At 73.1% G+C, this 24,378-nt stretch carries 22 protein-coding genes; 10 read left to right on the top strand and 12 right to left on the bottom strand.

Translation table 11 applies throughout. The features are described 5' to 3' along the window. Positions 1–17 precede the first annotated feature (17 nt). Both ACIBW6_RS21195 and ACIBW6_RS21190 read right to left on the bottom strand, forming a co-directional pair. Positions 18–377, bottom strand: a complete 360-nt coding sequence (locus ACIBW6_RS21195; protein WP_399061763.1) for a hypothetical protein — start codon at positions 375–377, stop codon at positions 18–20. Between the two features lie 593 nt (positions 378–970). After that, positions 971–2,041, bottom strand: coding sequence for a PHP domain-containing protein (locus ACIBW6_RS21190; RefSeq protein ID WP_399061761.1), 1,071 nt, complete (start codon positions 2,039–2,041; stop codon positions 971–973). Positions 2,042–2,522: 481 nt separating this feature from the next. Here ACIBW6_RS21190 and ACIBW6_RS21185 point away from each other — a divergent pair, with 481 nt between their 5' ends. The 5 genes from ACIBW6_RS21185 (at position 2,523) to ACIBW6_RS21165 (ending at position 10,304) form a co-directional block, all read left to right on the top strand. Further along, entirely contained in the window at positions 2,523–5,081 is a 2,559-nt protein-coding gene (locus tag ACIBW6_RS21185; protein WP_399061759.1) for a discoidin domain-containing protein, read from the top strand. 202 nt (positions 5,082–5,283) lie between these two features. Next, the gene (locus tag ACIBW6_RS21180; protein ID WP_399061757.1) at positions 5,284–6,411 is read left to right on the top strand and encodes an NADH:flavin oxidoreductase; all 1,128 of its coding nucleotides are present in this window, start codon (positions 5,284–5,286) and stop codon (positions 6,409–6,411) included. Between the two features lie 248 nt (positions 6,412–6,659). Next, positions 6,660–7,793 carry a glycoside hydrolase family 43 protein gene (locus ACIBW6_RS21175; protein ID WP_399061755.1) on the top strand — a complete coding sequence of 378 codons (1,134 nt, stop codon included), beginning with the start codon at positions 6,660–6,662 and terminating at the stop codon, positions 7,791–7,793. 145 nt (positions 7,794–7,938) lie between these two features. Then, on the top strand, positions 7,939–9,156 hold the full coding sequence (locus ACIBW6_RS21170) for a CaiB/BaiF CoA transferase family protein (protein WP_399061752.1): 1,218 nt from the start codon (positions 7,939–7,941) through the stop codon (positions 9,154–9,156). A 200-nt stretch (positions 9,157–9,356) separates the two neighbouring features. Beyond that, positions 9,357–10,304, top strand: a complete 948-nt coding sequence (locus ACIBW6_RS21165) for a polysaccharide deacetylase family protein (protein ID WP_399061750.1) — start codon at positions 9,357–9,359, stop codon at positions 10,302–10,304. A 77-nt stretch (positions 10,305–10,381) separates the two neighbouring features. On the opposite strand, the gene ACIBW6_RS21160 is transcribed toward ACIBW6_RS21165, so the two are convergent. From ACIBW6_RS21160 to ACIBW6_RS21125, 8 genes are all read right to left on the bottom strand, one after another. Beyond that, entirely contained in the window at positions 10,382–11,083 is a 702-nt protein-coding gene (locus tag ACIBW6_RS21160) for a polysaccharide deacetylase family protein (RefSeq protein WP_399061748.1), read from the bottom strand. Further along, complete coding sequence (locus ACIBW6_RS21155; RefSeq protein WP_399061746.1) at positions 11,080–11,406, bottom strand: hypothetical protein; 327 nt, start codon at positions 11,404–11,406, stop codon at positions 11,080–11,082. The genes ACIBW6_RS21160 and ACIBW6_RS21155 overlap by 4 nt, the downstream gene beginning before the upstream one ends. A gap of 111 nt (positions 11,407–11,517) precedes the next feature. Next, on the bottom strand, positions 11,518–12,360 hold the full coding sequence (locus ACIBW6_RS21150) for a class II fructose-bisphosphate aldolase (protein ID WP_399061744.1): 843 nt from the start codon (positions 12,358–12,360) through the stop codon (positions 11,518–11,520). A 51-nt stretch (positions 12,361–12,411) separates the two neighbouring features. After that, complete coding sequence (locus tag ACIBW6_RS21145) at positions 12,412–13,185, bottom strand: DeoR/GlpR family DNA-binding transcription regulator (RefSeq protein ID WP_399061742.1); 774 nt, start codon at positions 13,183–13,185, stop codon at positions 12,412–12,414. Next, complete coding sequence (locus ACIBW6_RS21140; protein ID WP_399061740.1) at positions 13,175–14,194, bottom strand: D-2-hydroxyacid dehydrogenase; 1,020 nt, start codon at positions 14,192–14,194, stop codon at positions 13,175–13,177. The genes ACIBW6_RS21145 and ACIBW6_RS21140 overlap by 11 nt, the downstream gene beginning before the upstream one ends. Continuing rightward, complete coding sequence (locus ACIBW6_RS21135; RefSeq protein ID WP_399061738.1) at positions 14,191–15,051, bottom strand: carbohydrate ABC transporter permease; 861 nt, start codon at positions 15,049–15,051, stop codon at positions 14,191–14,193. Before ACIBW6_RS21135 ends, ACIBW6_RS21140 begins: the two co-directional genes overlap by 4 nt. Positions 15,052–15,134: 83 nt before the next feature. After that, a complete protein-coding gene (locus ACIBW6_RS21130) occupies positions 15,135–16,088 on the bottom strand; it encodes a carbohydrate ABC transporter permease (RefSeq protein WP_399061736.1) in 954 nt (317 codons plus the stop codon). A 29-nt stretch (positions 16,089–16,117) separates the two neighbouring features. Then, complete coding sequence (locus ACIBW6_RS21125; protein ID WP_399061734.1) at positions 16,118–17,419, bottom strand: ABC transporter substrate-binding protein; 1,302 nt, start codon at positions 17,417–17,419, stop codon at positions 16,118–16,120. Positions 17,420–17,630: 211 nt separating this feature from the next. Between ACIBW6_RS21125 and ACIBW6_RS21120 the strand changes: the two genes are divergently transcribed. Beyond that, a complete protein-coding gene (locus ACIBW6_RS21120; protein ID WP_399061732.1) occupies positions 17,631–17,960 on the top strand; it encodes a hypothetical protein in 330 nt (109 codons plus the stop codon). A 21-nt stretch (positions 17,961–17,981) separates the two neighbouring features. On the opposite strand, the gene ACIBW6_RS21115 is transcribed toward ACIBW6_RS21120, so the two are convergent. Together ACIBW6_RS21115 and ACIBW6_RS21110 are read right to left on the bottom strand one after the other, a co-directional pair. Then, entirely contained in the window at positions 17,982–18,740 is a 759-nt protein-coding gene (locus tag ACIBW6_RS21115) for a DeoR/GlpR family DNA-binding transcription regulator (protein ID WP_399062096.1), read from the bottom strand. A gap of 149 nt (positions 18,741–18,889) precedes the next feature. Further along, a complete protein-coding gene (locus ACIBW6_RS21110; RefSeq protein WP_399061730.1) occupies positions 18,890–19,630 on the bottom strand; it encodes a hypothetical protein in 741 nt (246 codons plus the stop codon). Positions 19,631–19,808: 178 nt separating this feature from the next. Here ACIBW6_RS21110 and ACIBW6_RS21105 point away from each other — a divergent pair, with 178 nt between their 5' ends. From ACIBW6_RS21105 to ACIBW6_RS21090, 4 genes are all read left to right on the top strand, one after another. Further along, positions 19,809–20,810, top strand: coding sequence for a hypothetical protein (locus ACIBW6_RS21105; RefSeq protein ID WP_399061728.1), 1,002 nt, complete (start codon positions 19,809–19,811; stop codon positions 20,808–20,810). A 52-nt stretch (positions 20,811–20,862) separates the two neighbouring features. Next, the gene (locus tag ACIBW6_RS21100) at positions 20,863–22,065 is read left to right on the top strand and encodes a saccharopine dehydrogenase family protein (RefSeq protein ID WP_399061726.1); all 1,203 of its coding nucleotides are present in this window, start codon (positions 20,863–20,865) and stop codon (positions 22,063–22,065) included. 86 nt (positions 22,066–22,151) lie between these two features. Further along, positions 22,152–23,318 carry an SIS domain-containing protein gene (locus ACIBW6_RS21095; RefSeq protein WP_399061724.1) on the top strand — a complete coding sequence of 389 codons (1,167 nt, stop codon included), beginning with the start codon at positions 22,152–22,154 and terminating at the stop codon, positions 23,316–23,318. A 68-nt stretch (positions 23,319–23,386) separates the two neighbouring features. Continuing rightward, positions 23,387–24,334: an N-acetylglucosamine kinase gene (locus ACIBW6_RS21090; RefSeq protein WP_399061722.1), complete on the top strand. Its 948-nt coding sequence runs from the start codon at positions 23,387–23,389 to the stop codon at positions 24,332–24,334. The last annotated feature ends 44 nt before the right edge of the window (positions 24,335–24,378 follow it).

The raw sequence follows: 24,378 nt of genomic DNA, 5'->3' as shown, positions 1-24,378 counted from the left end.
GTGCAGGGAGGGTTCCCTCACAACGGTGGCTCCGAGGAGTACCCGCTCTCGCCGGGCGGGGCGGGCTCGCGCTTCGACTCGGCGGCACGCTGTTCGGCCACTGTGGGGTGGACGGAGATCGCCTCGTCCGCGCGGCCTTGCAGGACCAGGACCTCGCACAGTTCCTGACGTGCCTCGATCGTGCCGAGGGCCCGCAGTGCATCGGCGGCGTCAGCAAGGCGGCCGGCCCTCTTGAGGAGGGTGGCCTCGGCGATGCGGGGATCGGTCCAGGGAGGGTCGAGCGCGGCCACGGTGATCGCCTCGTCGACGCGGCCGAGGCCGGCGAGGGCCCAGGCCCGCCACCAGTGCTGGAACTCCTCGTGGTCGTGGTGCGGCACGACCTGGAGACCTCGCCGGCTTCAGTCAGCCGCACCAGACCGAGAACCTCCTCCGTGCCGCGGCCCGCCCGGAGCAGGATCCCGGCCTTCGCGTCCGTGGCCGGCCGCCACCCGGCCACGACGAACGGCTCCAGCACGCGAAGCGCGCGCCCGAGGTCCCCCGCCTGGCTCAGCTCCGCTGCCGCTGCTTCGGCACAGAACCACTCGCGGCGCTCCACCGCCGCCCGGGCCACCAGGTCCAGGTGACCGTGGTCCAACAGGAGCCGCACCGTTGCTGGAGACAGACCGCGGTAGGTGCTCGACTGCCATGCGCGATCGTCGACATTCATGGCAGGAAGCGTAGAAGCACCCACCGAGCCCGGCTCGACGGCACCCGTCGTCTCCTACGCGGACGGTCATCGAGCGTGCCGGCACCGAGATCCTCCAGCCGGACTACGACGAGCGCCTGACGGCGGCGCGCCAGCGCCTGCTGGGCACTATGTACGGCCCGGACGACGGAGCGGCGACAGGGAAGACGACGTCCTGACGCGGGACTCGGAGGTGCTCTCCGCACGTCGATGGGCCAGGGGAGGTGACCACGTCGCACCCCCTTCCTAGGGCAACCGCCCCGCCCGCTTCGCCCGGGTCCACTCCAGCAGCCTGTCCGCCGGCCAGGTCGTGACCACGTGGTCGGCGGGCACTCCGCACTCCTCCGCCCGCGCGCAGCCGATCACCTGCCAGTCCAGCTGGCCCGGGGCGTGCGCGTCGGTGTCGACCGAGAACAGGGTGCCCGCCGCCACCGCCCGGCGCAGCAGGCGGCGGGGTGGGTCGAGGCGCTCGGGGCGGCTGTTGATCTCCACCGCCGTGCCCGCCGCCGCGCACGCCGCGAAGACCGCGTCGGCGTCGAACTGCGATTCGGGCCTGCCCCGTCCGGTGACCAGCCGGCCGGTGCAGTGTCCGAGGATGTCGGCCCGCGGGTTGCTGACGGCGGCGATCATCCGCCGGGTCATCGCGTCGGCGTCCATCCGCAGTCTGGAATGGACCGAGACGACCACGACGTCGAGCTGGTCGAGCAGTTCGGGCTCCTGGTCCAGGGAGCCGTCGTCGAGGATGTCGCACTCGATGCCGGTGAGCAGCCGGAACGGCGCCCAGCGCGCGTTCAGCTCCGCCACCACGGCCAGTTGCTCGCGAAGCCGCTCGGGGGAGAGGCCGCGGGCCACCGTCAGCCGCGGGGAGTGGTCCGTCAGGACGGCCCACTCGTGCCCGAGCGCCCGGGTGGCCCGGCCCATCTCCTCGATAGGGCTGCCGCCGTCGGACCAGTCGGAGTGCAGATGGCAGTCGCCGCGCAGCAGCGCCCGCAGACCGCTGCCGGCGCCCTCCGGCACGAGGGGTGTCGTCCCCGCCTCGTCCTCCAGGCGCCGCAGATACGCGGGGACGTCGCCCGCCCAAGCTTCCCGGATCACGGCGGCGGTCTTCGGGCCGATCCCCTTGAGCTTCTCCAGGGAGCCGTCCGCGATCCGCCCGGCCAGCTCGGCGGCGTCCAGCCCGGCGATCACCTCGGCGGCCGTCCGGAAGGCGCGCACGCGGTAGGTGGGAGCCGCGGCGCGCTCCAGCAGGAACGCGATCCGCTCCAGCGCCCGCACCGGCTCCCCGGCCGCCCCGGCGTCTGTCCCGCTCTGCGTCATGGGGCTGCTCCACTGGTCACTGCGCGGCGACGGCCTCGACCGCGGCTCGGGTCGCGCCGACGAGCGGCACCCGGCCGGCTCCCCACCAGGATGAACCGCCCGGTCCCGTTCAGCACGTGGGCGGGCCCGTGCCGGGCCGGCCGGTGAGCGGCTGCGCTGCTGTGCGCGTCTCCACTTCCTGACACCACGCCCACCGGCCCCCACCGCGGCCCGCCGAGAACTGAAGCGGCAAGCGCGACAAACAGGGCCCGGGCGGTGACCGTTCCGTTCGGGTCCTGAAAATAAATCGTGCCCGAGGTCTTGCCCGACCAATTGCCTCGGACCTTAAATCAAACCCCGAACTAAGCCGTTTCATATGGCCGTTCACCCCTTCCGCACGCGGCAGGGGTGCGCTCCACCGCGCCCGTCGGTCCAGACGTGCGCTCACTCGGTGAAGGCCTCCGGGCCGCCTCACCCTCACCCCCGCACGGAGTGAAAACGTATGAGACACAGATCCTTGGGGATCGCGCTCGCCACGGCGGCGGCGCTGCTGACCGTCCCCGCCCAGATGTCGGTGGCGGCCCCCGCGGCCGCCGCCGACACGCCGCTCTCCCAGGGCAGGACCGCCACCGCCTCCTCCACCGAGAACGGCGGCACGCTCGCGTCCGCCGCCGTCGACGGTGACAACGGGACCCGCTGGTCGTCGGCGGCCAGTGACAGCCAGTGGCTCCAGGTCGACCTGGGCGCCTCGGCGAACCTCAGCAAGGTCGTCCTCAACTGGGAGGCCGCCTACGCCAAGGACTACAAGATCCAGGTCTCGGACAACGCGAGCACCTGGACCGACCTCAAGTCCGTGACCGCCTCCGACGGCGGCACCGACACCCTGGACGTCTCCGGCAAGGGCCGCTACGTCCGCATGTACGGCGTCACCCGCGCCACCTCGTACGGCTACTCCCTCTGGGAGTTCCAGGTCTTCGGCGACTCCGGGAGCACCCCGCCCGCGGACGGCTGCGGGAGCGCGAACGCCGCCAAGGGCCGGCCGGCGACCGCCTCCTCCACCGAGAACGGGGGCACCCCGGCCTCCGCCGCGTTCGACGGTGACACCGCCACCCGCTGGTCCAGCCAGGCGAGCGACCCGCAGTGGGTCCAGGTCGACCTCGGTTCCTCGCAGAGCATCTGCAAGGTCGACCTCAACTGGGAGGCGGCGTACGCCAAGGCCTTCAAGATCCAGGCCTCGGCCGACGGCCAGAGCTGGACGACCCTGAAGGACGTCACCAACGGCACCGGCGGCCAGGCCTCGTACGACGTGAGCGGCACCGGCCGCTACCTGCGCGTGCAGGGCACGAGCCGCGCCACCGGCTACGGCTACTCGCTGTGGGAGGTGGCCGTGCACACCGGCTCGGGCACCACCACACCGCCGGTCGAGGGCGGCGGCGACCTCGGTCCCAACGTCATCGTGGTGGACCCGAGCACGCCGAACCTCCAGGCCAAGTTCGACCAGGTCTTCGCGCAGCAGGAGTCGAACCAGTTCGGTTCGCAGCGCTACCAGTTCCTGCTCAAGCCGGGCACCTACAACAACATCAACGCCCAACTCGGCTTCTACACCTCCATCTCCGGCCTCGGGCTCAACCCCGACGACACGAAGATCAACGGTGACGTCACGGTCGACGCGGGCTGGTTCAACGGCAACGCCACCCAGAACTTCTGGCGCTCGGCCGAGAACCTCTCCCTCAACCCGGTGAACGGCACCGACCGCTGGGCCGTCGCCCAGGCCGCGCCGTTCCGCCGCATGCACGTCACCGGCGGCCTCAATCTCGCGCCGAACGGCTACGGCTGGGCCTCCGGCGGCTACATCGCCGACTCCAAGATCGACGGCACGGTCGGCCCGTACTCGCAGCAGCAGTGGTACACCCGCGACAGCTCGGTCGGCGGCTGGACCAACGGTGTGTGGAACATGACGTTCTCCGGTGTGCAGGGCGCTCCGGCGACGAACTTCGACACCGGCCCGTACACCACGCTCGACACCACCCCGGTCTCGCGCGAGAAGCCGTTCCTCTACCAGGACGGCGGCCAGTACAAGGTGTTCGTGCCCGCCAAGCGCACCAACGCGCGCGGCGTCTCCTGGCCGGCCAACGCGGGCACGTCGCTGCCGCTGAGCCAGTTCTACGTCGTCAAGCCCGGCGCGACCGCGGCCACCATCAACCAGGCGCTCTCGCAGGGCCTGAACCTGCTGTTCACGCCCGGCGTGTACCACCTCGACCAGACCATCAACGTCAACCGCGCCAACACGGTGGTCCTCGGCCTCGGTCTGGCCACGATCGTCCCGGACAACGGCGTCGACGCGATGCACGTCGCCGACGTCGACGGCGTGAAGCTCGCCGGCTTCCTCATCGACGCGGGCAGCAAGAAGTCCGACACGCTGCTGCAGATCGGCGGGGCCGGCGCGAGCGCCGACCACGCCGCGAACCCGACCACCATGCAGGACGTGTTCATCCGCATCGGCGGCGCCGGCCCCGGCCTCGCCACCAACTCGGTGGTCGTCAACAGCGACGACGTCATCGTGGACCACACCTGGATCTGGCGCGCCGACCACGGCGACGGCGTCGGCTGGGAGACGAACCGCGCCGACTACGGACTCGTCGTGAACGGCGACGACGTCCTGACGACCGGCCTGTTCGTGGAGCACTTCAACAAGTACGACGTGCTCTGGAACGGTGAGCGCGGGCGCACGATCTTCTTCCAGAACGAGAAGGCGTACGACGTGCCCAACGCCGCCGCCGTCACCCACGACGGCATCGTCGGGTACGCGGCCTACAAGGTCGCCGACAGTGTCAACACGCACGAGGCGTGGGGGCTCGGCAGCTACTGCAACTTCACCTCGGACCCGAGCATCGTGCAGCAGCACGGCTTCCAGGTCCCGGTGAAGCCGGGCATCAAGCTCCACGACATCCAGGTCATCTCCCTGGGCGGCAAGGGTCAGTACGCCCACGTCGTCAACAACACCGGTGCCCCGACCTCGGGAACCAGCACCGTCCCCTCCAAGATCACCTCCTTCCCGTAGGCCCGACGCGCTGACGCGCCGCGTGCGGGGCGGTCCCACCACGGGCCGCCCCGCACGCGCGTGTCCACGGGCTGCGCACCCCCGGTGGCCCGGATCACACCCCGGACTCCCGCGGTGACGGAATGCCACGGGCGCCGGATCGGTTGGCACGCGCGTATTCATGCATGTGCACATACTGACTGGTACCCAGGAGGAACACTCCGTGACTGACTCCGCGCCGCACGCGTCCCGCGCCGCCGCCACCCTCTCCCGCCCCCTCGCGCTGAACGGCCTGACCGTCCGCAACCGCCTCGCGATGGCGCCGATGACGCGCATGTTCTCGCCGGACGGCGTCCCGGGCGAGGACGTCCGGTCCTACTACTCCCGGCGCGCCGCCGCCGGAGTGGGCCTGATCATCACCGAGGGGACCTACGTCGGTCACCCGTCGGCCGGGGAGAGCAGCCGGGTCCCGCGCTTCCACGGTACGGAGCAGCTGGCCGGCTGGGCGAAGGTCGCCGAGGACGTGCACGCGGCGGGCGGCGCCGTGGTGCCGCAGCTGTGGCACATCGGCACGGTCCGCAAGCCGGGCCGGCCGCCCTTCGCCGACGCGCCGGTCGTGGGCCCGTCCGGGATCGGCGTCGACGGCACCGAGGGCGTCGGCGAGGCGATGACGCAGAGCGACGTGGACGACGTCGTCGCCGCCTTCGCGCAGGCGGCCGCGGACGCCGAGCGCATCGGCATGGACGGCGTCGAGGTGCACGGCGCGCACGGGTACCTGCTCGACCAGTTCCTGTGGGCGGGCACCAACCGCCGCGGCGACGCCTACGGCGGCGACCCCGTGGCCCGCACGCGGTTCGCCGCCGAGATCGTCGCCGCGATCCGCGCCCGCGTCTCCCCCGGCTTCCCGGTGATCTTCCGGTACTCGCAGTGGAAGCAGGAGGCCTACGACGCCCGGCTCGCCGAGACCCCCGAGGAGCTGGAGGCGATCCTCACCCCGCTCGCCGCGGCCGGCGTCGACGCCTTCCACGCGTCCACCCGCCGCTACTGGGTGCCCGAGTTCGACGACTCGGACCTCAACCTCGCCGGCTGGACCAAGAAGCTCACCGGCAAGCCGACCATCACCGTCGGCTCGGTCGGCCTGGACGGCGACTTCATCGCCGCGTTCCAGGGCGAGGGCTCCAAGACCAAGGGCATCGACGACCTCCTCGACCGCCTGGAGCGCGACGAGTTCGACATGGTCGCCGTCGGCCGCGCCCTGCTCCAGGACCCGCAGTGGGCGGAGAAGGTCCTCGCCGGCCGCTTCGACCAACTGAAGCCGTACGACGTCGCGGCGCTCAAGACGCTGAGCTAGCGGGCGGGGCGGGGGCCGGTGGGCGGGGGCGCCCGCCGGCCCCCGCGGCCGCGCCGGGCCTGACTCAGCGCCAACGTTGAACCACCCTGCGAAGAAGGGCAGTTCTCCGCTCCGGACGTCGATATGACGCGTGCGTGACATTGACATGTCACACGCCGTTCGGGAGCCTGAGGCAGCGCACTTCCAACGATGTAACCCTTCCTCGGGGGTGCGTTCCGGGAGCAGCGACCCACAAGGAGAAGAAGCCCATGAAGATCTTCAGACGCTCCTTCGGCCTCGGTGTCCTCGCCCTCGCGGGCGCGCTCGCCGTCCCGCTCTCCGTGTCGCTGCCCGACGCGGCGCACGGTGCGGCGCCCGCGCGGGCGGAGCCGGCACAGCGTGCGGCCCCCGCCCGGACCGCGTCGGCGCAGGGCGCGATCGGGCTGCGGGGCGCCGACCCCAGCGTGCTGCGGGTCGGCGGCACCTACATCGCCGTCCAGTCGGCCGACGGCGGCATCGTCGTCCGGCAGGCGTCGTCCCCGGACGCCCTCGCCTCCGCGCCCACGGCGAAGGTCTGGTCGGACACCGCGGGCCGCGGCGAGATCTGGGCCCCGGAGATCGTCCGGGACGGCGGCCAGTACCACATCTACTTCTCGGCGGGCCGCGGCGCGGCCCACCGGATGTACGTCATCAGCTCGGCCGCCCCGGCCGGCGGCTACTCGGCCGAGAAGAAGGTGGCGCTGCCGGACGACAAGTGGGCCATCGACGGCACCCTGTTCACCTTCCAGGGCCAGCGCTGGTTCGTCTGGTCGGGGTGGGCCGGCGACACGAACGTCGAGCAGAACCTCTATATCGCCCGCATGAGCGACCCGGCCACCGCGACCGGCGGCCGCTCCGTCATCTCCCAGCCGCGCGAGAGCTGGGAGCGCGTGGTCGGCAATCCGTACATCAACGAGGCACCCGAGGCGATCAAGGACCCGAACGGGCAACTGCACATCGTCTACTCCGCCAACGGCAGCTGGAGCGACCAGTACTGCCTGGCGGACCTGCGGCTGCGGGCCGGCGGCGACCCCACCTACGTGTGGGACTGGTACAAGTCGAACGGCTGCCTGTTCGGTTCGCACCGCGAGACGATGATGGCCGGGTGGGACCCGACCCTGTACGTGGACGGCCCGGGCCACCACAGCTTCGTGCTGCTCGACGGGGACATCAACACGAGCCCGCCGGCCGGAAGCACGTTCCCCTCCATGTTCCACGCGGTGGCGAAGGGCACGCCGTACTCGTGGGAGAACCGCCAGTGGTACCGGGGTTCGTTCGCCTGGTGGGGGAACACCACCTACCGACGGGCCAACGTCCCCGGGGCCGAGACGAACACGGGCTGGAGCCTGAAGTTCTTCGAGTGAGCAGGGAGCGAGGGCGAGGGGCCGGGCGCGGAGTTGACGGCGGAGTTCGCCGCATGCGGGAGTGACCTACCGGCTCCCGCGCACGACACGACCGGGGAGCCGGCTCCCGCGCCGCCGCGCGCCGAACGTCCCGGAAGGTGTCCGCGTGACCGCTCCGCTCCCCCTCGACGGGGTCACCGTCGTCAGCCTCGAACAGGCCGTCGCCGCCCCGTTCGCCACCCGTCAGCTCGCCGACCTCGGCGCCCGCGTCATCAAGGTCGAGCGGCCCGGCGGGGGTGACTTCGCCCGCCGCTACGACACCACCGTGCACGGCCAGTCCAGCTACTTCGTCTGGCTCAACCGGTCCAAGGAGTCGCTCGCGCTCGACCTGAAGTCCCCGGCGGGCCGGGCGATCCTGGAGGAACTGCTCACCGGCGCCGACGTGTTCGTCCAGAACCTCGCCCCGGGGGCCGCCGAGCGCCTGGACCTCGGCCCGGCCGCGCTGCAGGCCCGCCACCCCACGCTGATCCCCTGCACGATCAGCGGCTACGGCACCACCGGTCCCTGGTCCGGACGCAAGGCCTACGACCTGCTCGTGCAGTGCCAGACGGGGCTGCTCTCCCTCACCGGCTCGGCGGACGAACCGGCCCGTGCGGGCATCTCGGTGGCCGACATCGCGGCGGGGATGTACGCGTACAGCGGCCTTCTCGCCGCGCTCTACACCCGGGCCACGACCGGCCGGGCGCCCACCGTAGAGGTCTCGCTGTTCGAGGCGCTGGCCGAGTGGATGGGCCAGCCCGCCTATTACACCCGGTACGGCGGCACCCAGCCGCCCCGCGTCGGCGCCCGGCACGCCACGATCGCCCCCTACGGGCCGTTCACCGCCGCCGACGGGAAGGACGTCCTGCTCTCCGTGCAGAACGAGCGCGAGTGGGTGGCCCTGTGCGCCACGGTCCTCGGCCGCCCCGAGCTCGCCCGGGACCCCCGCTTCGCCACCGGCGCGGCTCGCGTCGCCCACCGCGACCAGGTCGACGCCGCCGTCGCGGCGCGCTTCGCGGAACTCGGCAGCGACGAGGCCATGGCGCTCCTGGACGCGGCGGGCATCGCCAACGCCGGGGTGAACTCCGTCGCCGAGTTCCTCGCCCACCCGGTCCTCGCCGCGCGCGACCGGTGGCGGGAGATCGAGGTGCCGGACGCGCCCGGCCCCGTACAGGCGCTGCTCCCCCCGGCCGACCTCTCCGGCGTCACCCCCCGCATGGCTCCCGTCCCCGCCGCCGGACAACACACCGCGCAGATCCTCGCCGCCCTGGGACACGACGCCGCCGCCATCGAGCGGCTCCGGGCGCAGGGCGTCGTCGACACCCCGCGGGAGGGCAGGGGGTGACCCCGCTGAACGATGTGAGCAATTTCAGTCAAGTGCTGCGCGATATTGCCGCTCCGTGCGTGAACGAGCACAGTGACAGGGTCAGTTGTGTACTGCATGGAGGACTTGGCATGTCGCACTCCTTCTCGGCTCTCTCTCCGCGAAGCGCTCTCGAGGCCAGTCAGCGGCTGGTGGCGCGGCGCAGGGGTGTGCCGATGTACGTGTCTTTGCGTTCGGCGCCCTCCGGGGAAGGGGCGGGATTCGGCGGGGGCGGGCCCGCCCCCGCCGCCCCGCATCCTGCCGATCTCGCGCTCGCGCAGGCCTTCTGCGAGGCCCGCGCCGAACTCGCGGCGTCCACCGAGGAGGACACCTTGGTCCGGACGCTGCAGGCCTTGGCCTATCACGGTCTGGGGCCCGGCCGGGCCGCCCCGCCCGTCTCACCGCCGCCCGGCGGGGCGAGCGCCGCTCTGCCGCTGTCGGCCGGTCCCGGGATCAGCGCGGCGGGCACCGAGGCCGATCTGCGGGCGGGGCACTTCCTGCGCGTCGTGAACTACCACAACACTCCGGCCAGTTGGAAGGACGAACTCGTCGCCGAACTGCGCGGCTATGCCCGCGACTTCGCGACGGTCGACGTCGACGATCTGGAGCGGTTCGCCCGGACGGGGGTGTGGCACAAGCCCCGGCCCGGTCTGCTGCCCGTCTTCTACGAGGGGTACCGGGACAACTACGACGTCGCCGCGGCAGCGTGCGAGGAGGCCGGGGTCACCGGGTGGTTCTTCATCTGCACCGCGTTCGTGGAGACCCCGCCCGACGCGCAGTACGCGTACGCCCTCGACCACCGGATCAAGCTGGTGCCGGAGAACCCGCAAGGCGAACGGATCGCCATGACCTGGGACGAGATCGGCGATCTGCACCGGCGCGGGCACGTGGTCACCCCGCACACCGCCTCGCACGCACTCGCCCGCACGGTCCTCTCCCCGGCGGACATCGAACGGGAGGTGCACGCGCCGAAGCGCCTGATGGACCGCGCCACCGGCGGGTCCGCGCTGTGCACCGCCTGGCTGGAGGGCACCTCCTGGTCGGGCGGGTCGGCGGCCGACCGGGCCCTGGTCGAGGCGGGGTACCGGTTCGTGTTCAGCAACACGATGGTGCAGCGGCTGCCCGGTTGAGACGACGCGGTGGCCCGGCACACGTGTGCCGGGCCACCGCGTCCGCGCCGACGGCCGTCGAGCGTCGGGCGTCGGCTTCAGCCGCCGATGTACTGGATCGCGGTGTTGCCGAACTGGTAGCGGTAACCGGCCTCCCGCAGCGCCGCGTCGACCAGCGGATCGGCGCCGTACGGCGTGCCCCACAGGAACGCGGTGCTCGCGGCGGCCTGGCCGGTGACCGCGTCCATCCGGCGCTTGGGCTCGCCGATCTCCCGGTCCAGGTCGCTCGCGGTACGCAGCGACGCGGCCTCGGCGTGGTGGGCCGTGTGCGGGGTGACGACGTGCCGCCGGCTCAGTTCCGCCACGTCGTCCCAGGTCATGGCGAGCCGCTCGCCCCGCTCGTTCTCCTCGACCAGATCGATGTGGTGCTCCCCCGCGTAGTCGTACTGCTGCGCCACGGGCACGTCGAGGAAGGCCGTGCAGATGAAGAACCAGGCGGTCAGCCCCACCTCCTCGGCCAGCGGCGCGGCGACCTCGGCGTTGTTGCGGTAGCCCTCGTAGAAGACCGGGATGACGCCGGGGCGGCTCTTGTGCCAGCGGCCGGTGGACCGGAACAGGTCCAGGTCGTCGAGGGTGACGGCGCTGAAGTTCTCGGCAAGCCGGGCCAGTTCGCCGCGGATCCTGTCCGTGTCGGCGTGCGGGGTGTTGTGGTAGTTCACGACGCGCAGGTACTGGCCGGAGCGCAGTGCCTGCTCCTGGCCCGAGAAGGACGGCTGCCGGGTGCGGGCGGAGGTGGTCATCGTGCCTCGTCCTTCGGTGCGGCGGGGCCGTGCGGGGTGAAGTGGGCTGCCCCCATGACCTGGAGGACGTCGATCAGGGCGGGTTCGGCGTCGTCCGGCGCGTCGGGGGCGAGGACGGCCCGGTAGTGCCCGAGCAGAGCGGCCAGCTCCTCGCCCTCGGTGTCGCCGGGCGCCGCCGGCGGTGGCTGGTCGGCGGCGCGTCCGGGTACCTGGAGGGCCAGGAACATGGGGATGCCTTCGCGTTCGAGGACGCGCTCACCGAGTGCGGTGAGCAGGGCGCGAGGGTCGGGGACGGGCTCGTGCCGTGGCGCGGGCGTGGTCATGCTCGGTGCTCCTTCTGTGCCGCCGCGAGAGCGGATGCCGGTGCCGATGCAGATGTCGAGGTCGATGCAGATGTCGAGGTCGAGGTCGGATATGGGGGACGCCGGACGGGCTCAGGGAGCGGTGGGCGCCAGGAGGCGCAGGCGCTGCTCCGTGGCCGCGGCCACCGCGTCGCGGCCCGCGGCGAGATAGCGCCGCGGGTCCACGCCCGTGTACGCGTCGAGCCGGTCCCGGACCGCCCGGGTGAAGGCGGCGCTGAGATGCGTCCCGAAGTTGATCTTCCGCATGCCGTGGTGGACGGCGGACCGCAGGGCGGCGTCGGGGACGCCGGACGAGCCGTGCAGGACGAGCGGCACGCCGACGGCGGCGCGCAGGCGGGCGATGAGTTCCTGGTCGAGGGAGGCCGTGCGCTCGGTCATGGCGTGGGAGCTGCCGACGGCGACCGCCAGCGCGTCGACGCCGGTGGCCCGTACGTACGCCGCGGCGTCGGCCGGGTCGGTGCGCGCGGTCGCGGCGTGCACGCCGTCCTTGCCGCCGATCTCGCCCAGCTCGGCCTCTACCCAGATGCCGTCGTCGTGCAGGCGCGCGGTGACGGCGGCCGTGCGCGCGACGTTCTGCGCGTGCGGCAGCCGGGAGGCGTCGAACATGACCGAGCCGCAGCCCAGTTCGCGGGCGCGCAGCGCCAGGTCCTCGTCCTCCACGTGGTCGAGGTGCAGGGCGAGCGGGGCGGCGGCGCGGCGGGCGACCGCGGCGGCCGCCGCGAGCAGCGGGGCCGGGTCGTCGTGGTGGTAGCGGACGGCGTTGTGGCTGACGGCGAGGACGGCCGGCGCCGCGGCGCGCTCGCAGGCCCGCGCGACGGCCTCGGCGTGTTCCAGCGTCACGATGTTGAAGGCGAGGACGGCGGAGCCCTCGCGTACGGCGTTGTCCACCAGGGTGGCGGTGGGGACCAGAGGCATGGGTCACCTTCGGTGGGTGCGGGAGCCGGGGCGGGCATGCCCCGGGGCGGGTCAGGCGTGGGTGACGGTGCTGCCGCGGTCGGTGAGGGCGCGGCAGACGGGGTGGTCCGGGTCCGCGTCGGTGACCAGGGTGGCGACGCGGTCGAGCGGCACGAGGCGGACCGGCCCGCGGCGGCCGAGCTTGGAGCCGTCGGCGAGGACGACGACGCTGCGAGCCGCGGCCAGCAGCGCCCGGTCCGTCTGGGCCTCGTCGACGTGGGCGCCGGTGAGCCCGGCGTCGGCGTCGAGCCCGTAGGCGCTGGTGACGATGGAGCCGATCTGGAGTTCGTGCAGGGCGTGTTCGGTGAGGTGGCCGAGGAGGGACTGTTCGCGGTGGCGCAGGACGCCGCCGAGCACGATGACGTCGACGGTGGGGACGGCGGCGAGGGTCTGGGCGATGGGCAGCGCGTTGGTCACGACGGTCAGGCCGCGGCGTTCCCCCAGCCGGGCGGCGAGCGCCTCCGTCGTCGTGCCGCCGCTGATGAGCACGGTGCTGTGGTCGGGGATCAGCCGCAGGGCGGCCTCGGCGATGCGGCCCTTCTCCGCCGGCCGGGCGGACGCCCGCTGCGGCTGGTCGGGTTCCAAGGCGCCGTCGACGGTGGTGGCGCCGCCGTGCACCCGGCGCAGCATTCCCTCGAGTTCGAGGTCCCGCAGGTCGCGGCGGACCGTGGAGGGGCTGATGCGCAGCAGGTCGGAGAGTTCCTGCACGTTGACGGTGCCGCGGCGGCGCAGCCGGGTCAGTACGGCGTGCCGGCGCTGCGGGGCGAGGAGGTGCTCAGTAGCCACGGGAGCGGTCCACCAGGTTGATCAGTTCGCGGCCGGCGAGGAAGCGTTCCACGTTGGCGCCGACGAGTTCGAGGGTCTGTTCCTCGTAGTCCGGGGCGAAGCCCGCGACGTGCGGGGTCAGGACGACGTTCGGCTCGGTCCACCAGGGGTGGCCCGCGGGCAGGGGTTCCTCGTCGAAGACGTCGAGGGCGGCGCCGGCCACGCGCCCCGAGCGCAGGCTCGCGCGCAGGGCCGCTTCGTCGACGATGCCGCCGCGGGAGACGTTGACGACCATCGCGCCGTCCTTGAGGGCGGCGAACGCGGCGGCGTCCATCATGCCGCGGGTCTCGTCCGTCAGGGGGCAGGTCACGACGAGGTGGTCGCAGCGTCCGAGGAACGCGTGCAGGCGGTCCGGGGTGTACAGCTCGGCCTCGCCGCTCTCTCCTGCGGGGGCGCCGAAGAACGCGCCGCCGCGCGGGGCGCGGTCACGCTTGAGGCCGAGCACGGTCATCCCGAACTGGGCGGCGAGACGGCCCACTTCATGCCCGATGCGGCCGTATCCGATGACGCCCACGGTCGCGCCGCGCAGCCGCCGCGGCATGAGGGTGTTCCACCGCTCCCCCAACGAGGGCCAGGTGCCGCTCTGTTGCACCGCGATGGCGCGGGGCAGCCGGTGCGCGAGGCCGAGCAGCATCATCATGACGTACTCGGCCATGGGGACCGGTGAGATGCCGCCGATGGAGGTGAGCGGGACGGGCAGGTCCCACACGCTCGTCCCCTTCAGGTGGTCCGCGCCCGAGGTGTCGAGCTGGATCCAGCTCAGGCCGGGTGCCGCGGCCGGGGAGTCGGGCAGGACGGAGCTCGTGTGCAGGATCTGCGTCCGGCGCCACACCTGCGCCGGTATGTCCGCGGCCGTCTTCGCGGTCAGCTGGGTGACGACGAGCCGCGGATGCCGGGCGCGGAGCCGGTCGAGCCACCGGTCGGGGAAGGAGAGGGTGCTCAGGTAGTGGACGGGGGACGGAGAGGTCACTTGATTCCCGATCGTGCGAAGCCCTGGACGAAGTACTTCTGGAAGCAGAGGAAGAGAACGACCATGGGCAGGACGGAGAGGAGAGCGAGCGCCATGATGGCGCCGTAGTCGGCGGTGTACTGGCCGTTGACGAACTGCATGCCGACGGCGAGCGTGTACAGCCGCTGGTCCTTGAGGACGGTCAGCGGCCAGGCGAAGTCGTTCCACTGGTAGAGGAACGTGAGCAGGGACAGCACCGCGATCAGCGGCTTGCACAGCGGCAGGACGACGGTGAGGAAGGTGCGCAGCTGTCCGGCGCCGTCCATCCGCGCGGCCTCGATGATCTCGTCGGGGATGCCGAGCATGAACTGCCGGGCGAGGAAGACGCCGAAGGCCGTGGACGAGGCGGGGACGATGACGGCCCAGAAGCTGCCGAACAGGCCCAGGGCGCTGACGAGTTTGAACTGCGGCACCATCAGTACCTGCACCGGCACCGTCATCGTGCTGAGCAGCAGCAGGAAGAGGGCGTTGCGGCCGCGGAAGCGCAGCTTGGCGAAGGCGTAGCCGGCCAGCAGGTTGCAGGAGACCGTGAGCAGGACGACGAGGCAGGTGATCACGGTCGAGTTCATCGCCCAGGTCCCCACCGGCAGGCGGAAGACGCGGCGGAAGTTGTCCAGGGTCGGCGCGCTCGGCCAGAAGCGCAGCTGTGTGGTGTGCAGGTCGGCGAGGGGCGAGAAGGCGACCAGGACCATCCAGAACAGGGGCAGGACCATGACGAGGCCGATGACGACGGCGGCGGTCACGCGCAGCGCCTGGGCGCGGTCGCGGCGTCTCGGGTGGGCCGGTCCGTGGGGCCGTGCCGGGGAGGTGACGGACATGGGTGTCCTTCGGGAGGTCGGACGGGAGGCGGCGCGCAGGGGCGGGGCGAAGGCCGGGGCGGCGGCAAAGGGGCGGCCCGGGGTCAGCCGACCGTGTCCCTGTTGCGGCTGAAGCGCCACTGCAGCGCCGTGAAGATCATGACGATGACGTACAGGACGATCCCGATGGCGGCCGCGTAGCCCTGCTGCCGTCCTTCGAAGCCGTTGCGGTAGGCGTAGGTGATCATGACGTCGGTGGAGTGTCCCGGCCCGCCCAGCGTCATCACGTAGACGGTGTCGAAGACCTGGAACGAGTAGATGACGTTCATGATGAGCAGGAAGAACGTCGAGGGGCCCAGCAGCGGGACGGTGATGTTGCGCAGGCGCTGCCAGGGCCCGGCGCCCTCGACCTCGGCCGCTTCGTACATCTCGGGTGAGATGCCCTGGAGGCCGGCCAGGTAGATGACCATGTTGAAGCCGACGCGCATCCACAGGGTGATCAGCACGACCGAGGCCATGGCGGCGCTTCCGCTGGTCTGCCAGGGGGCGGCGGGCAGTCCGAGGGTGGTGAGGAGCTTGTTCAGGAGGCCGATGTTCTGGTCGAACATGAGCGTGCCGATGAGGGCCGTCGCCACGCCGGAGATGACCATGGGCAGGTAGACGAGGGTCCGCCAGAGCGGGCGCGCGGGCATCACCTTGTCGAAGAGCAGGGCGACGGCGAGGCCGAGTGCCATTTCCACGGGCACCGTCGCCACGCAGAACACGGCGGTGTTGCCGACGGTGCGCCAGAAGACCGGGTCCCCGGCCAGCTGCCGGTAGTTGGCGAGCCCGGCCCAGGTGGGCGAGGCGAGTCCGGTGCTGTACTGGAAACTCAGGACGAGCGCCATGACCAGCGGCACCAGCAGGAAGACCGTGACGAGCACGAGGTTGGGGCCGAGCGTGCAGTAGGCGGCGAGGGTCTCGCGGTGGCGCGCCGCTCTGCGGGCGCGGGACGGCTTCGGGTGCGGGACCGGCGGGTGCGGGTGCAGGGCGCGCGGCGGCGAGGCGGTGGTGGCCATGGCAACTCCTGTCTGCGGTGGGCAGGGCCTTACGCGGAGGCCAGCGCGGTCCGGGTGGCGGCGGCGATGTTGCGCAGCGTGGTCTCGGCGGGCTGCCGGCTGACGAAGGCCGCCTCGAGTTCGTCCTGGAGCGCCGAGTTGATGCGTCCAAAGCCGGGCACGGCGACCTGTTCCGTCATGGCCGGGGTGAGCGCCGTGGCCTGTTCGGCGTAGACGGGCATGAGGTCGGGGCGGACCGCGTAGTCGAGCGGCCGGGTGAGCAGCGAGCCGCGCGTGGGCAGCACGACGCACTGCTCGCAGAAGCGGGCCATGTTCTCCTCGTCCGACAGGAACCGCAGGAAGGCGGCGGCGAGTTCGGGGTTCTCGGTGGTGCGGGTGGCCGCCACCGCGTTGCCGCCGAGATCGGTCGCCGCCTGGCGGCCGCGCGGCTGGAAGGTGACGCCGTACAGCTCCTTCTTGAGCGCCGTGTCGATGGTCGGCAGGAGGAAGTCCCCGGCGAAGCTCATGGCCACGGTGCCCGCGGTGAACAGGGCGTCGGGGAACGCGGCGCTCTTGACCGAGCTGTTGGGCGGGACGAACCCCTCGCGGAAGAAGTCCTGCGTGTAGCGCAGGGCGCGCAGGCCCGCCGCCGATTCGATCGCGGGTGCGGTGCGGTCCTCGTCGAGGATCCGGCCGCCCGCCTCCCACAGCCACGTCAGCCAGCGGAACGCGCCGGTCTGCTGCCAGCCGTAGACGAAGGGGTAGACGCCGTGCACCTTCTTGCGCAGTCGTGCGCATATCTCGGTGAACTCGTCCCAGGTCCAGGCCTCGTCGAGCGCGGTGGGCACCGACGTGATGCCCGCGGTGCGGAACATGTCCTTGCGGTACAGGACCGCGGTGGTGTCGGTGTGGTGGGGGACGGCGTACGGCCTGCCCTCGTGGCAGACGGCCTCCCACAGGGCGGGCAGGAACGCCTTGCGGTCCCGGTCGCCGAAGTAGGGGCTGAGATCGAGGAGTTGGCCGCTGGCGCTGTACATCCCGAGGTTGGCATAGTCGCAGCGGAACAGGTCGGGGGCCCGGCCGCCCGCGAGCAGCGCGTCCATGTTCGTGTACATCTGCTGGTACGACTCCAGCCGGATCCGCACGCGGATCCCGCGGTGACGCCGTTCGAAGGCGCGGGCCAGGGACTGGAAGGCCGCGATCTCGGCATCGGCGCCCCACAGCGAGAAGGTGAGCGTGTCCGCGCCCGCCGAGCCGGTACTGGACGGCGAGAAACCGGACCGCCGGGCGTAGCCGACCGCTCCGGCGCCCACCGCGGCGGCGCCCAGCACCGCGCGTCTGGCGACAGCCATCGTGCACAACCTCCGTCGTCAAGGGGGAGATTCGGCCTCTCGAACGGCCCGGATGCCAGCTTTCTAGTCGCCGTGGGCAAGGTCAGTCAATAACAAGCACAGGCTGACTTTTATTGCTCGTTTTTTCATTGACGACCCCCGAGGGCGGGCTTAGCCTCGGCCCGGCGCGCGCTCGGTGCCCGCGCTGTCGCGAGCAAGGAGGAGCACACGTATGCCGGTGATCCAGGTGACCGCGCCGAAGGCGCGGGACGGCGCGGCGGACGACGCGGTCCGGCTGCGGTCCTTGTGCGCGGAGGTCGCCGCCGCGCTCGGGCTGCCGCCCTCCGGCGTGGTCGCGGTGCTGGGCGACGCCACGCTGACCAGTTCGGGAGACGAGCCCGTCACGGCGTGGCCGCTGGCCGTCCTGCACGGGTCCGACCGCGGCCGGGACGCGACCGAGCGGGCACTGGACGCGGCGGCCGGCGCGCTGGCCCGCGGGTGGGGCGTCCCGCGAGCGGAGGTCTGGGTGGAGTGGGCGGGGTACGGGCCGGCCCGGGGCTGAGGGAGCGGGGCGGGGCCCGGGTCAGACCCGGACGACGTCCACCCCGGCCGCCCGCAGCACCCCGAGGTCGTCCTCGGGTGCGGACGCGTCGGTGATGACCCGGTACAGCCGGGTGACGGGCGCGACCCGGACCGGGCCCGAGCGGCCGAACTTCGAGCCGTCGACCAGGGCCGTGACGCGCCGGACCTTCGACAGCAGCCAGCGGTCGGTCTCCGCCTCGTCCACGTGCGCTCCGCTGATCCCCGCGTCCGTGATGCCGTACGCGCCCACGAACGCCTCGTCCACCTGCAACTCCTCCAGGGCCTGGCGGGTCAGGTGACCGAGCAGGGACATCTCGCGGTGACGCAGGTAGCCGCCGAGCACGACGGTGCTGATCGCCTCGAACTGGGCGAGTTCCCCGGCGAGATGGAGCGAGTTGGTCACCACCGTCAGGTGCTCGATCCCGTCGAGCAGCGGCACCATCGCGGCCGTGGTCGTCCCGCCCGTGATGAGGATCGTGGCGCCGGGGGCGATGTGCTCCACGGCGGCGCTCGCGAGCTTGCTCTTCTCCCAGGACGCGACACCGCTGCGCTGCCGCCGGTCCGGCTCGTCGGCCTGGACCGCCTCGGCCATCGCGCCGCCGTGGGTGCGGTTCAGCAGGCCCTGGGACTGGAGGGCGGTCAGGTCCCTGCGGATCGTCGAGGGGCTGACGTCCAGCCGCTCGGCGAGCGTGCCCACATGGGCGACGCCTTCCGCGCGCACCACGTGAAGCAGCCTGTTCCTTCGCTCGGCGCCCAGCATGGTCCGGTCTCTCTTCCCTCGTCGGCTCGGACCGACGACCGGCTCGGCCTCGGCACCCGCGACGGCACCGACCGTGGGGTCCGCCTGTCGCACCGGCAGTTTACTGGCGTCGCCCGCGCGTGTTCCTGACGTCGCCGAGGCGCCCGGGCTCACGCGGGCCGCATCGACCACGGCCGGACGGCCCCGAGCAGGGCGTCCCGGTCGTCGTCGGCGTCCAGTGACGCGAGCGCCGCGGCGGAGATCTCCTGCGGCGTGTGCCACCGCGTCCCCCCGCCCGCGGAACCGGGCCGCGCCGGCCCGAGCCCCGCGGACCCGGGCCGGGCGGACCCGGGCCGCGCAGATCCGGACCGCGCAGGTCCGTCGTCGCGCCAGCCCAGCACGAGCAGTCGGCCGGGCGCTCCGGAACGCGCCTCCACGGGCAGGTCGTCGGGCGACCAACACGCGCTGCCCACGTGGGCAGCGCCCTGTTCCGCCACCCCGGCGCCCAGCCGCGCACCGCCCCGGCCCGGCGCAGCCCACTCACTTGTCACCAGCACCACCACGGGCCCCGCGACGTACGGCCCGACGCGTGCCGCCAGTTCGCCGGGCGGTACCGCCGGCGCGTACACGACGGCGCCGGTCAGCGGCGCGTGCCCGGCGGTGTCCGCCAGCGCCCGGTCGAAGCCGCCCGTCGTCACGTCCACCGCGAGCGGCGTGATCCGGCCCTCGCGGCCACGGGCCAGTGCGCGCAGGTCCGCCGCCGAGCGGGCGACGGCCGTCACGCGGGTGGCCCGGTCGCTCAGCGCGTCGACGGCGGGCCGCAGGATGCGGGTGGCGCCGACGACGAGTACGCGGGCGGGGCCGGTGGCCGCCAAGTCCCGCTGCGGATCGCGCTGTTCAGACATGGACATCAGTCTCTCCTCCGGCCCGGCCCGGTAGGCCGCGCTCCCGGCCTCTTCGCGCAATATTGCTCGTTTCTGCTCATTGACGCTTGTTAATGGGTGTGAATAGGCTGCTGATCGTGGCGCTCCCGGCCGTCGGCCCCGGTGCGGCGCCGACGTTCTCGCCGCCCGGCCCTTGAGGTGTCCCTTGGCTGCTCCCCCGGCTCCCTCCCTTCGTCCCCTCCGTACGGCGCCACCCCCGTCCTCCCGGGGCGGCATCGGTCTCGCGCAGGGCCGCTACGGCCTCCGCGGCAATCTCGAACTGGTCCTGTGCGACGCCCAGGACGGCCTGTGGGTCCTGTGGTTCAACAACGACCCGCCCGGGACCGCACCCGAGCCCGGCGGCCCGCCGCCGGGTGAGTGGAGCGGCGCCCTGCGCTTCGCGACCGGGCGGCGCTACGACGAGGTCACCGTCGTGCAGAGCCGCCACGGCCCGCACCACCTCGAACTCCTCGCCCGGAGCGGCGACGCGGCCCACCGGCTGCGCTGGAGCCCCGAGTCCGCGTTCACCGCCGAGCCGCCCCCGCCGTGCGGACCGGCCCGCTCGGTGACGGTGGCCGAGACCGGGGACGGCACCTTGTGGACCGCCTCGCTCACCCCCGACGGCGCGCTCCGCACCCTCCGGGCCGACGCCTCCGCGTACCCGCGCCTCACCTGGACCGACGCCACGCCGTCGCACCCGCCGCCCGCCGACACCCGGTGGACCCGGACGGCCCTCGTCGACGGCGACGAGGCGGCCGGGTCCCGCCCCGGAACGGTGCTGGTGGGCGACCGCGACGGCGTCCACCTCTCCCCCGGCGCGGCCACCACTGACCTGCCGGCGGGCAGTGAGGTCGCCGCGGTCGCGGCCGACGGCGGCGCACGGCTGTACCTGTGGACCGCGGGGCCCTGGCTCGACGTCCTCGTCCCCGGTCACCCCGGGCGGACGCGCCGCCTGCCGCTCCCCGGGTCAGGAGCGGTCACCGCCCTCGCCGCCACGTCCCTCCCCCACGAGCCGGGCTGCGTCGATCTCGTCGTCCGCCGTGCCGGGCGGCTGTGGCACCTGCGGGACACCGGGGACGAGAACGTCGCCGTCGCCACAGAACTCGTGAGCCGGCTGACCCCCGCTCCGGCCGACACCGACACGCCCCGCCCCGTCCACCGCGGCTGACCACCCGGCAGTCCCGGACCACCACCGCACCTGAAAGAGACCGAGGACCACCATGCGCATACTCATCGTCGGCGCCGGAGGCGTGGGGACGGCCGCCGCCCGGATCGCCGCCCGGCGCGACTTCTTCGAGCACTGCGTGATCGCCGACTACGTCACCGACCGTGCCGTACGGGCCGTGGAGGCCACCGAGGACGCCCGGTTCGTGGCCGCCCGGGTCGACGCGGACGACGAGGAGGCGACCGTCGCCCTGCTGCGCGAGCACCGCTGCGACGTCCTGCTGAACGCGACGGACCCGCGGTTCGTCATGCCCCTGTTCCGCGCGGCGCTGAGCGCGGGCACGCACTACCTCGACATGGCGATGTCCCTCTCCCGCCCGCACCCCGACGACCCGTACCGCCGAACCGGTGTGATGCTCGGGGACGAGCAGTTCGCCCTCGCGGCCGACTGGGAACGGGCCGGCGGGCTCGCCCTGCTGGGCATGGGGGTCGAGCCCGGACTCTCCGACGTGTTCGCCCGCTACGCAGCCGACCACCTCTTCGACACCATCGAGGAGATCGGCGTACGCGACGGCGCGAACCTGACGGTGGAGGGGCACGCGTTCGCCCCGTCGTTCTCGATCTGGACGACGATCGAGGAGTGCCTCAATCCGCCCGTGGTGTGGGAGAGGGACCGCGGCTGGTTCACCACCGAACCCTTCTCCGAGCCCGAGGTCTTCGACTTCCCCGAGGGCATCGGACCCGTCGAGTGCGTCAACGTCGAGCACGAGGAGGTCCTGCTCATCCCGCGCTGGGTGGACGCCCCGCGCGTGACCTTCAAGTACGGGCTCGGGCAGGAGTTCATCGACGTGCTGCGCACCCTGCACAAACTGGGCCTGGACCGCACCGACCCGGTCCGCGTCGGCGGTGTGGAGGTCGCCCCGCGGGACGTGGTCGCCGCCTGCCTGCCCGACCCGGCGGGGCTCGGCGACCGGATGCGCGGCAAGACCTGCGCCGGGACCTGGGTGAAGGGCGTGCGCGACGGCGCCCCGCGCGAGGTGTACCTGTACCACGTGGTCGACAACGCCTGGTCGATGGCGGAGTACGGCTCCCAGGCGGTGGTCTGGCAGACCGCGCTCAACCCGGTCGTCGCCCTCGAACTGCTGGCCGCCGGGCGGTGGCGCGGCAGCGGCGTCCTCGGCCCCGAGGCGCTGCCCGCCGAACCCTTCCTCGACCTGCTCGCCGAGTACGGCGCCCCCTGGGCCCTGCGCGAGCAGTGACCGCCGGGCCCGTCTCGTCTCCCGTCTCGTCTCCCGCCGCCTCTGCCTCCCTCTCCTCCGCCCCTGCCCTGTCCCAAGGAGTCCGTGTGAAGACCGCCGTTCCCGAGACCGCCGACCGTCCGCCCGTGCCGCCGGGCGCCGCCCACACGCACCGCGAGATCCGCCAGCAGCCGCGCCTGTGGACCGAGACGCTCGCCCGTCTCGCGGAGGAGCGCGCCGCGCTCGACACGTTCCTGGCTCCCCTGCTGGCCGACCCCCGGCTGCGGATCGTCCTCACCGGCGCCGGTACGTCCGCGTACGCGGGGCAGATCGCGCGCTCGGCCCTGGCCGCGGCCACCGGCCGGACGGTCGAGGCCCTCGCCACGACGGAGATCACGGCCGATCCCCGGGCGTGTTTCGCGGAGCGCGACCGCCCGACGCTGCTGGTGTCGTTCGCGCGCTCCGGGAACAGCCCCGAGAGCCTCGCCGCCACCCGGCTCGCCGACCGGCTGCTCGACCGCTGCGCCCACCTCGTCATCACCTGCAACCCCGACGGGGCCCTGGCCGCCGGGCGCGGCGGCCGCGCCGACTCGTACGTCCTGCTGACGCCCCCGGAGTCCGAGGACCAGGGTTTCGCGATGACCTCCAGCCTCACCTGCATGCTCCTCACGGCGCTCCAGGTGCCGGGCGGCGCACACGTCCGCGGCCTGGAAGGCTGCGCCGCCGCGGCCTCGGCACTGCTGGCGGGACCGGTCCAGGACCGCGTCGCCGACCTGACCCGGCACGCGCCGGACCGCTTCGTCTACCTGGGCAGCGGCGCCCTGGCCGCCCTCGCGGGCGAGTCCGCGCTCAAGCTCATGGAGCTGACCGGCGGCGCGGTCGCGGCGCTCGCCGACTCCTGCCTGGGGTTCCGGCACGGGCCGAAGGCGTTCCTCACCGACCGGACCGCGGCCGTCGTCTACGTGTCGAACGACCCCTACACGCGCCGCTACGACCTCGACATGTTCCAGGAGTTGAGCGCCGCGCTGCCCGCGGGCCGGGTGATCGCGGTCGCCGGCCGGCCGGACGGGCTCCCCGAGGACCGCACCTGGCTGGTGGAGCACATGGCCGCGGCGGACGACGCGGCGCTGGCGCTGCCCGCCGTCCTGTGCGCGCAACTCGTCGCGCTGCATGCCTCGTTGCAGCGCGGCATCCGGCCGGACAATCCGTTCCCCGACGGTGAGGTCAACCGGGTCGTCCAGGGCGTCACCATCCATCCTCTGCCCGCTTCCTGAGGCCGGCGCCGCACCCCGGACGACCCGTCCGCGCCCCCCGCGGACCCCGCGCACAAGGAGTTCAGCCCATGTATCTCGGAGTCGACGGCGGCGGCACCAAGACGGCCTTCGCCGTCGTGGACGCCTCCGGCGCCCTGCGCGCCTCGGCCACCGGGCCGTCCACCGCGCCCGCGCCCGGGCCCGGTGGCACGCGGACCGCGCGGGCGGTGCTGCGCGAGGGGGTCGCGGCCGTCTGCCGCCGGGCGGGCACCGACCCGTCGCGGCTGACGCACGCGTACTTCGGGCTCCCGGCGCACGGCGAGTCCCCGCGCCTCACCGAGGCCCTGGACGCGCTCCCCGCCGCCGTCCTCGGCCACGACCGGTACGCCGTCGGCAACGACATGATGTGCGGCTGGGCCGGCTCGCTCGGTCTCGCGGACGGCGTCAACGTGATCAGCGGCACCGGCTCGATGGCGTACGGCGTCCTGCGCGGCGGGCAGGCACGCACCGGCGGCTGGGGCGAACTCTTCGGCGACGAGGGCTCCGCCCACTGGGTCGCCGTGCGGGGACTCAACCTCTTCACGCGCATGAGCGACGGCCGCGCGCCGGCCGGGCCGCTGCTGGACCTGCTGCGGCGCCGCCTCGCGCTCGGCACCGACCTCGACCTCGTCGACGTCATGCTGCTGGACCGCCCCGACCGCACCGCCGTGGCCGCCCTCAGCCGCGACGTGTCCGAGGCCGCCGCGCAGGGCGACAGCGCGTGCGCCCGCATCCTCGTCCGGGCGGGCGGGGAACTGGCCGCCCTCGCCCGCGCGGCCCGCCGCGCCCTCGGCGCCGCGCCCGGTGAGACGCTGCCCGTCTCGTGGTCGGGCGGGATGTTCACCGTGCCACAGGTGCGCGAGGCGTTCGCCGGGGCGCTCGGGGCCTTCCCCGAGCCGTACGACCTGCGCCCGCCGCTGCACCCCCCGGTCATCGGCGCGGCGCTGCTCGCCGCCCGGTGCGTCGGCGAGTCCCTCGGCGCACCCGACGGCCCCTGAGCCTCACCCCACCCCTTCCCTCCGCTCCGCCGCCCTCCCCCGGG

It is taken from the genome of Streptomyces sp. NPDC049813 (assembly GCF_044465085.1).
Lineage (GTDB): Bacteria > Actinomycetota > Actinomycetes > Streptomycetales > Streptomycetaceae > Streptomyces.
Note: the sequence above shows the minus strand (reverse complement) of the source record. Positions and strands in the feature narration are given on the sequence as shown.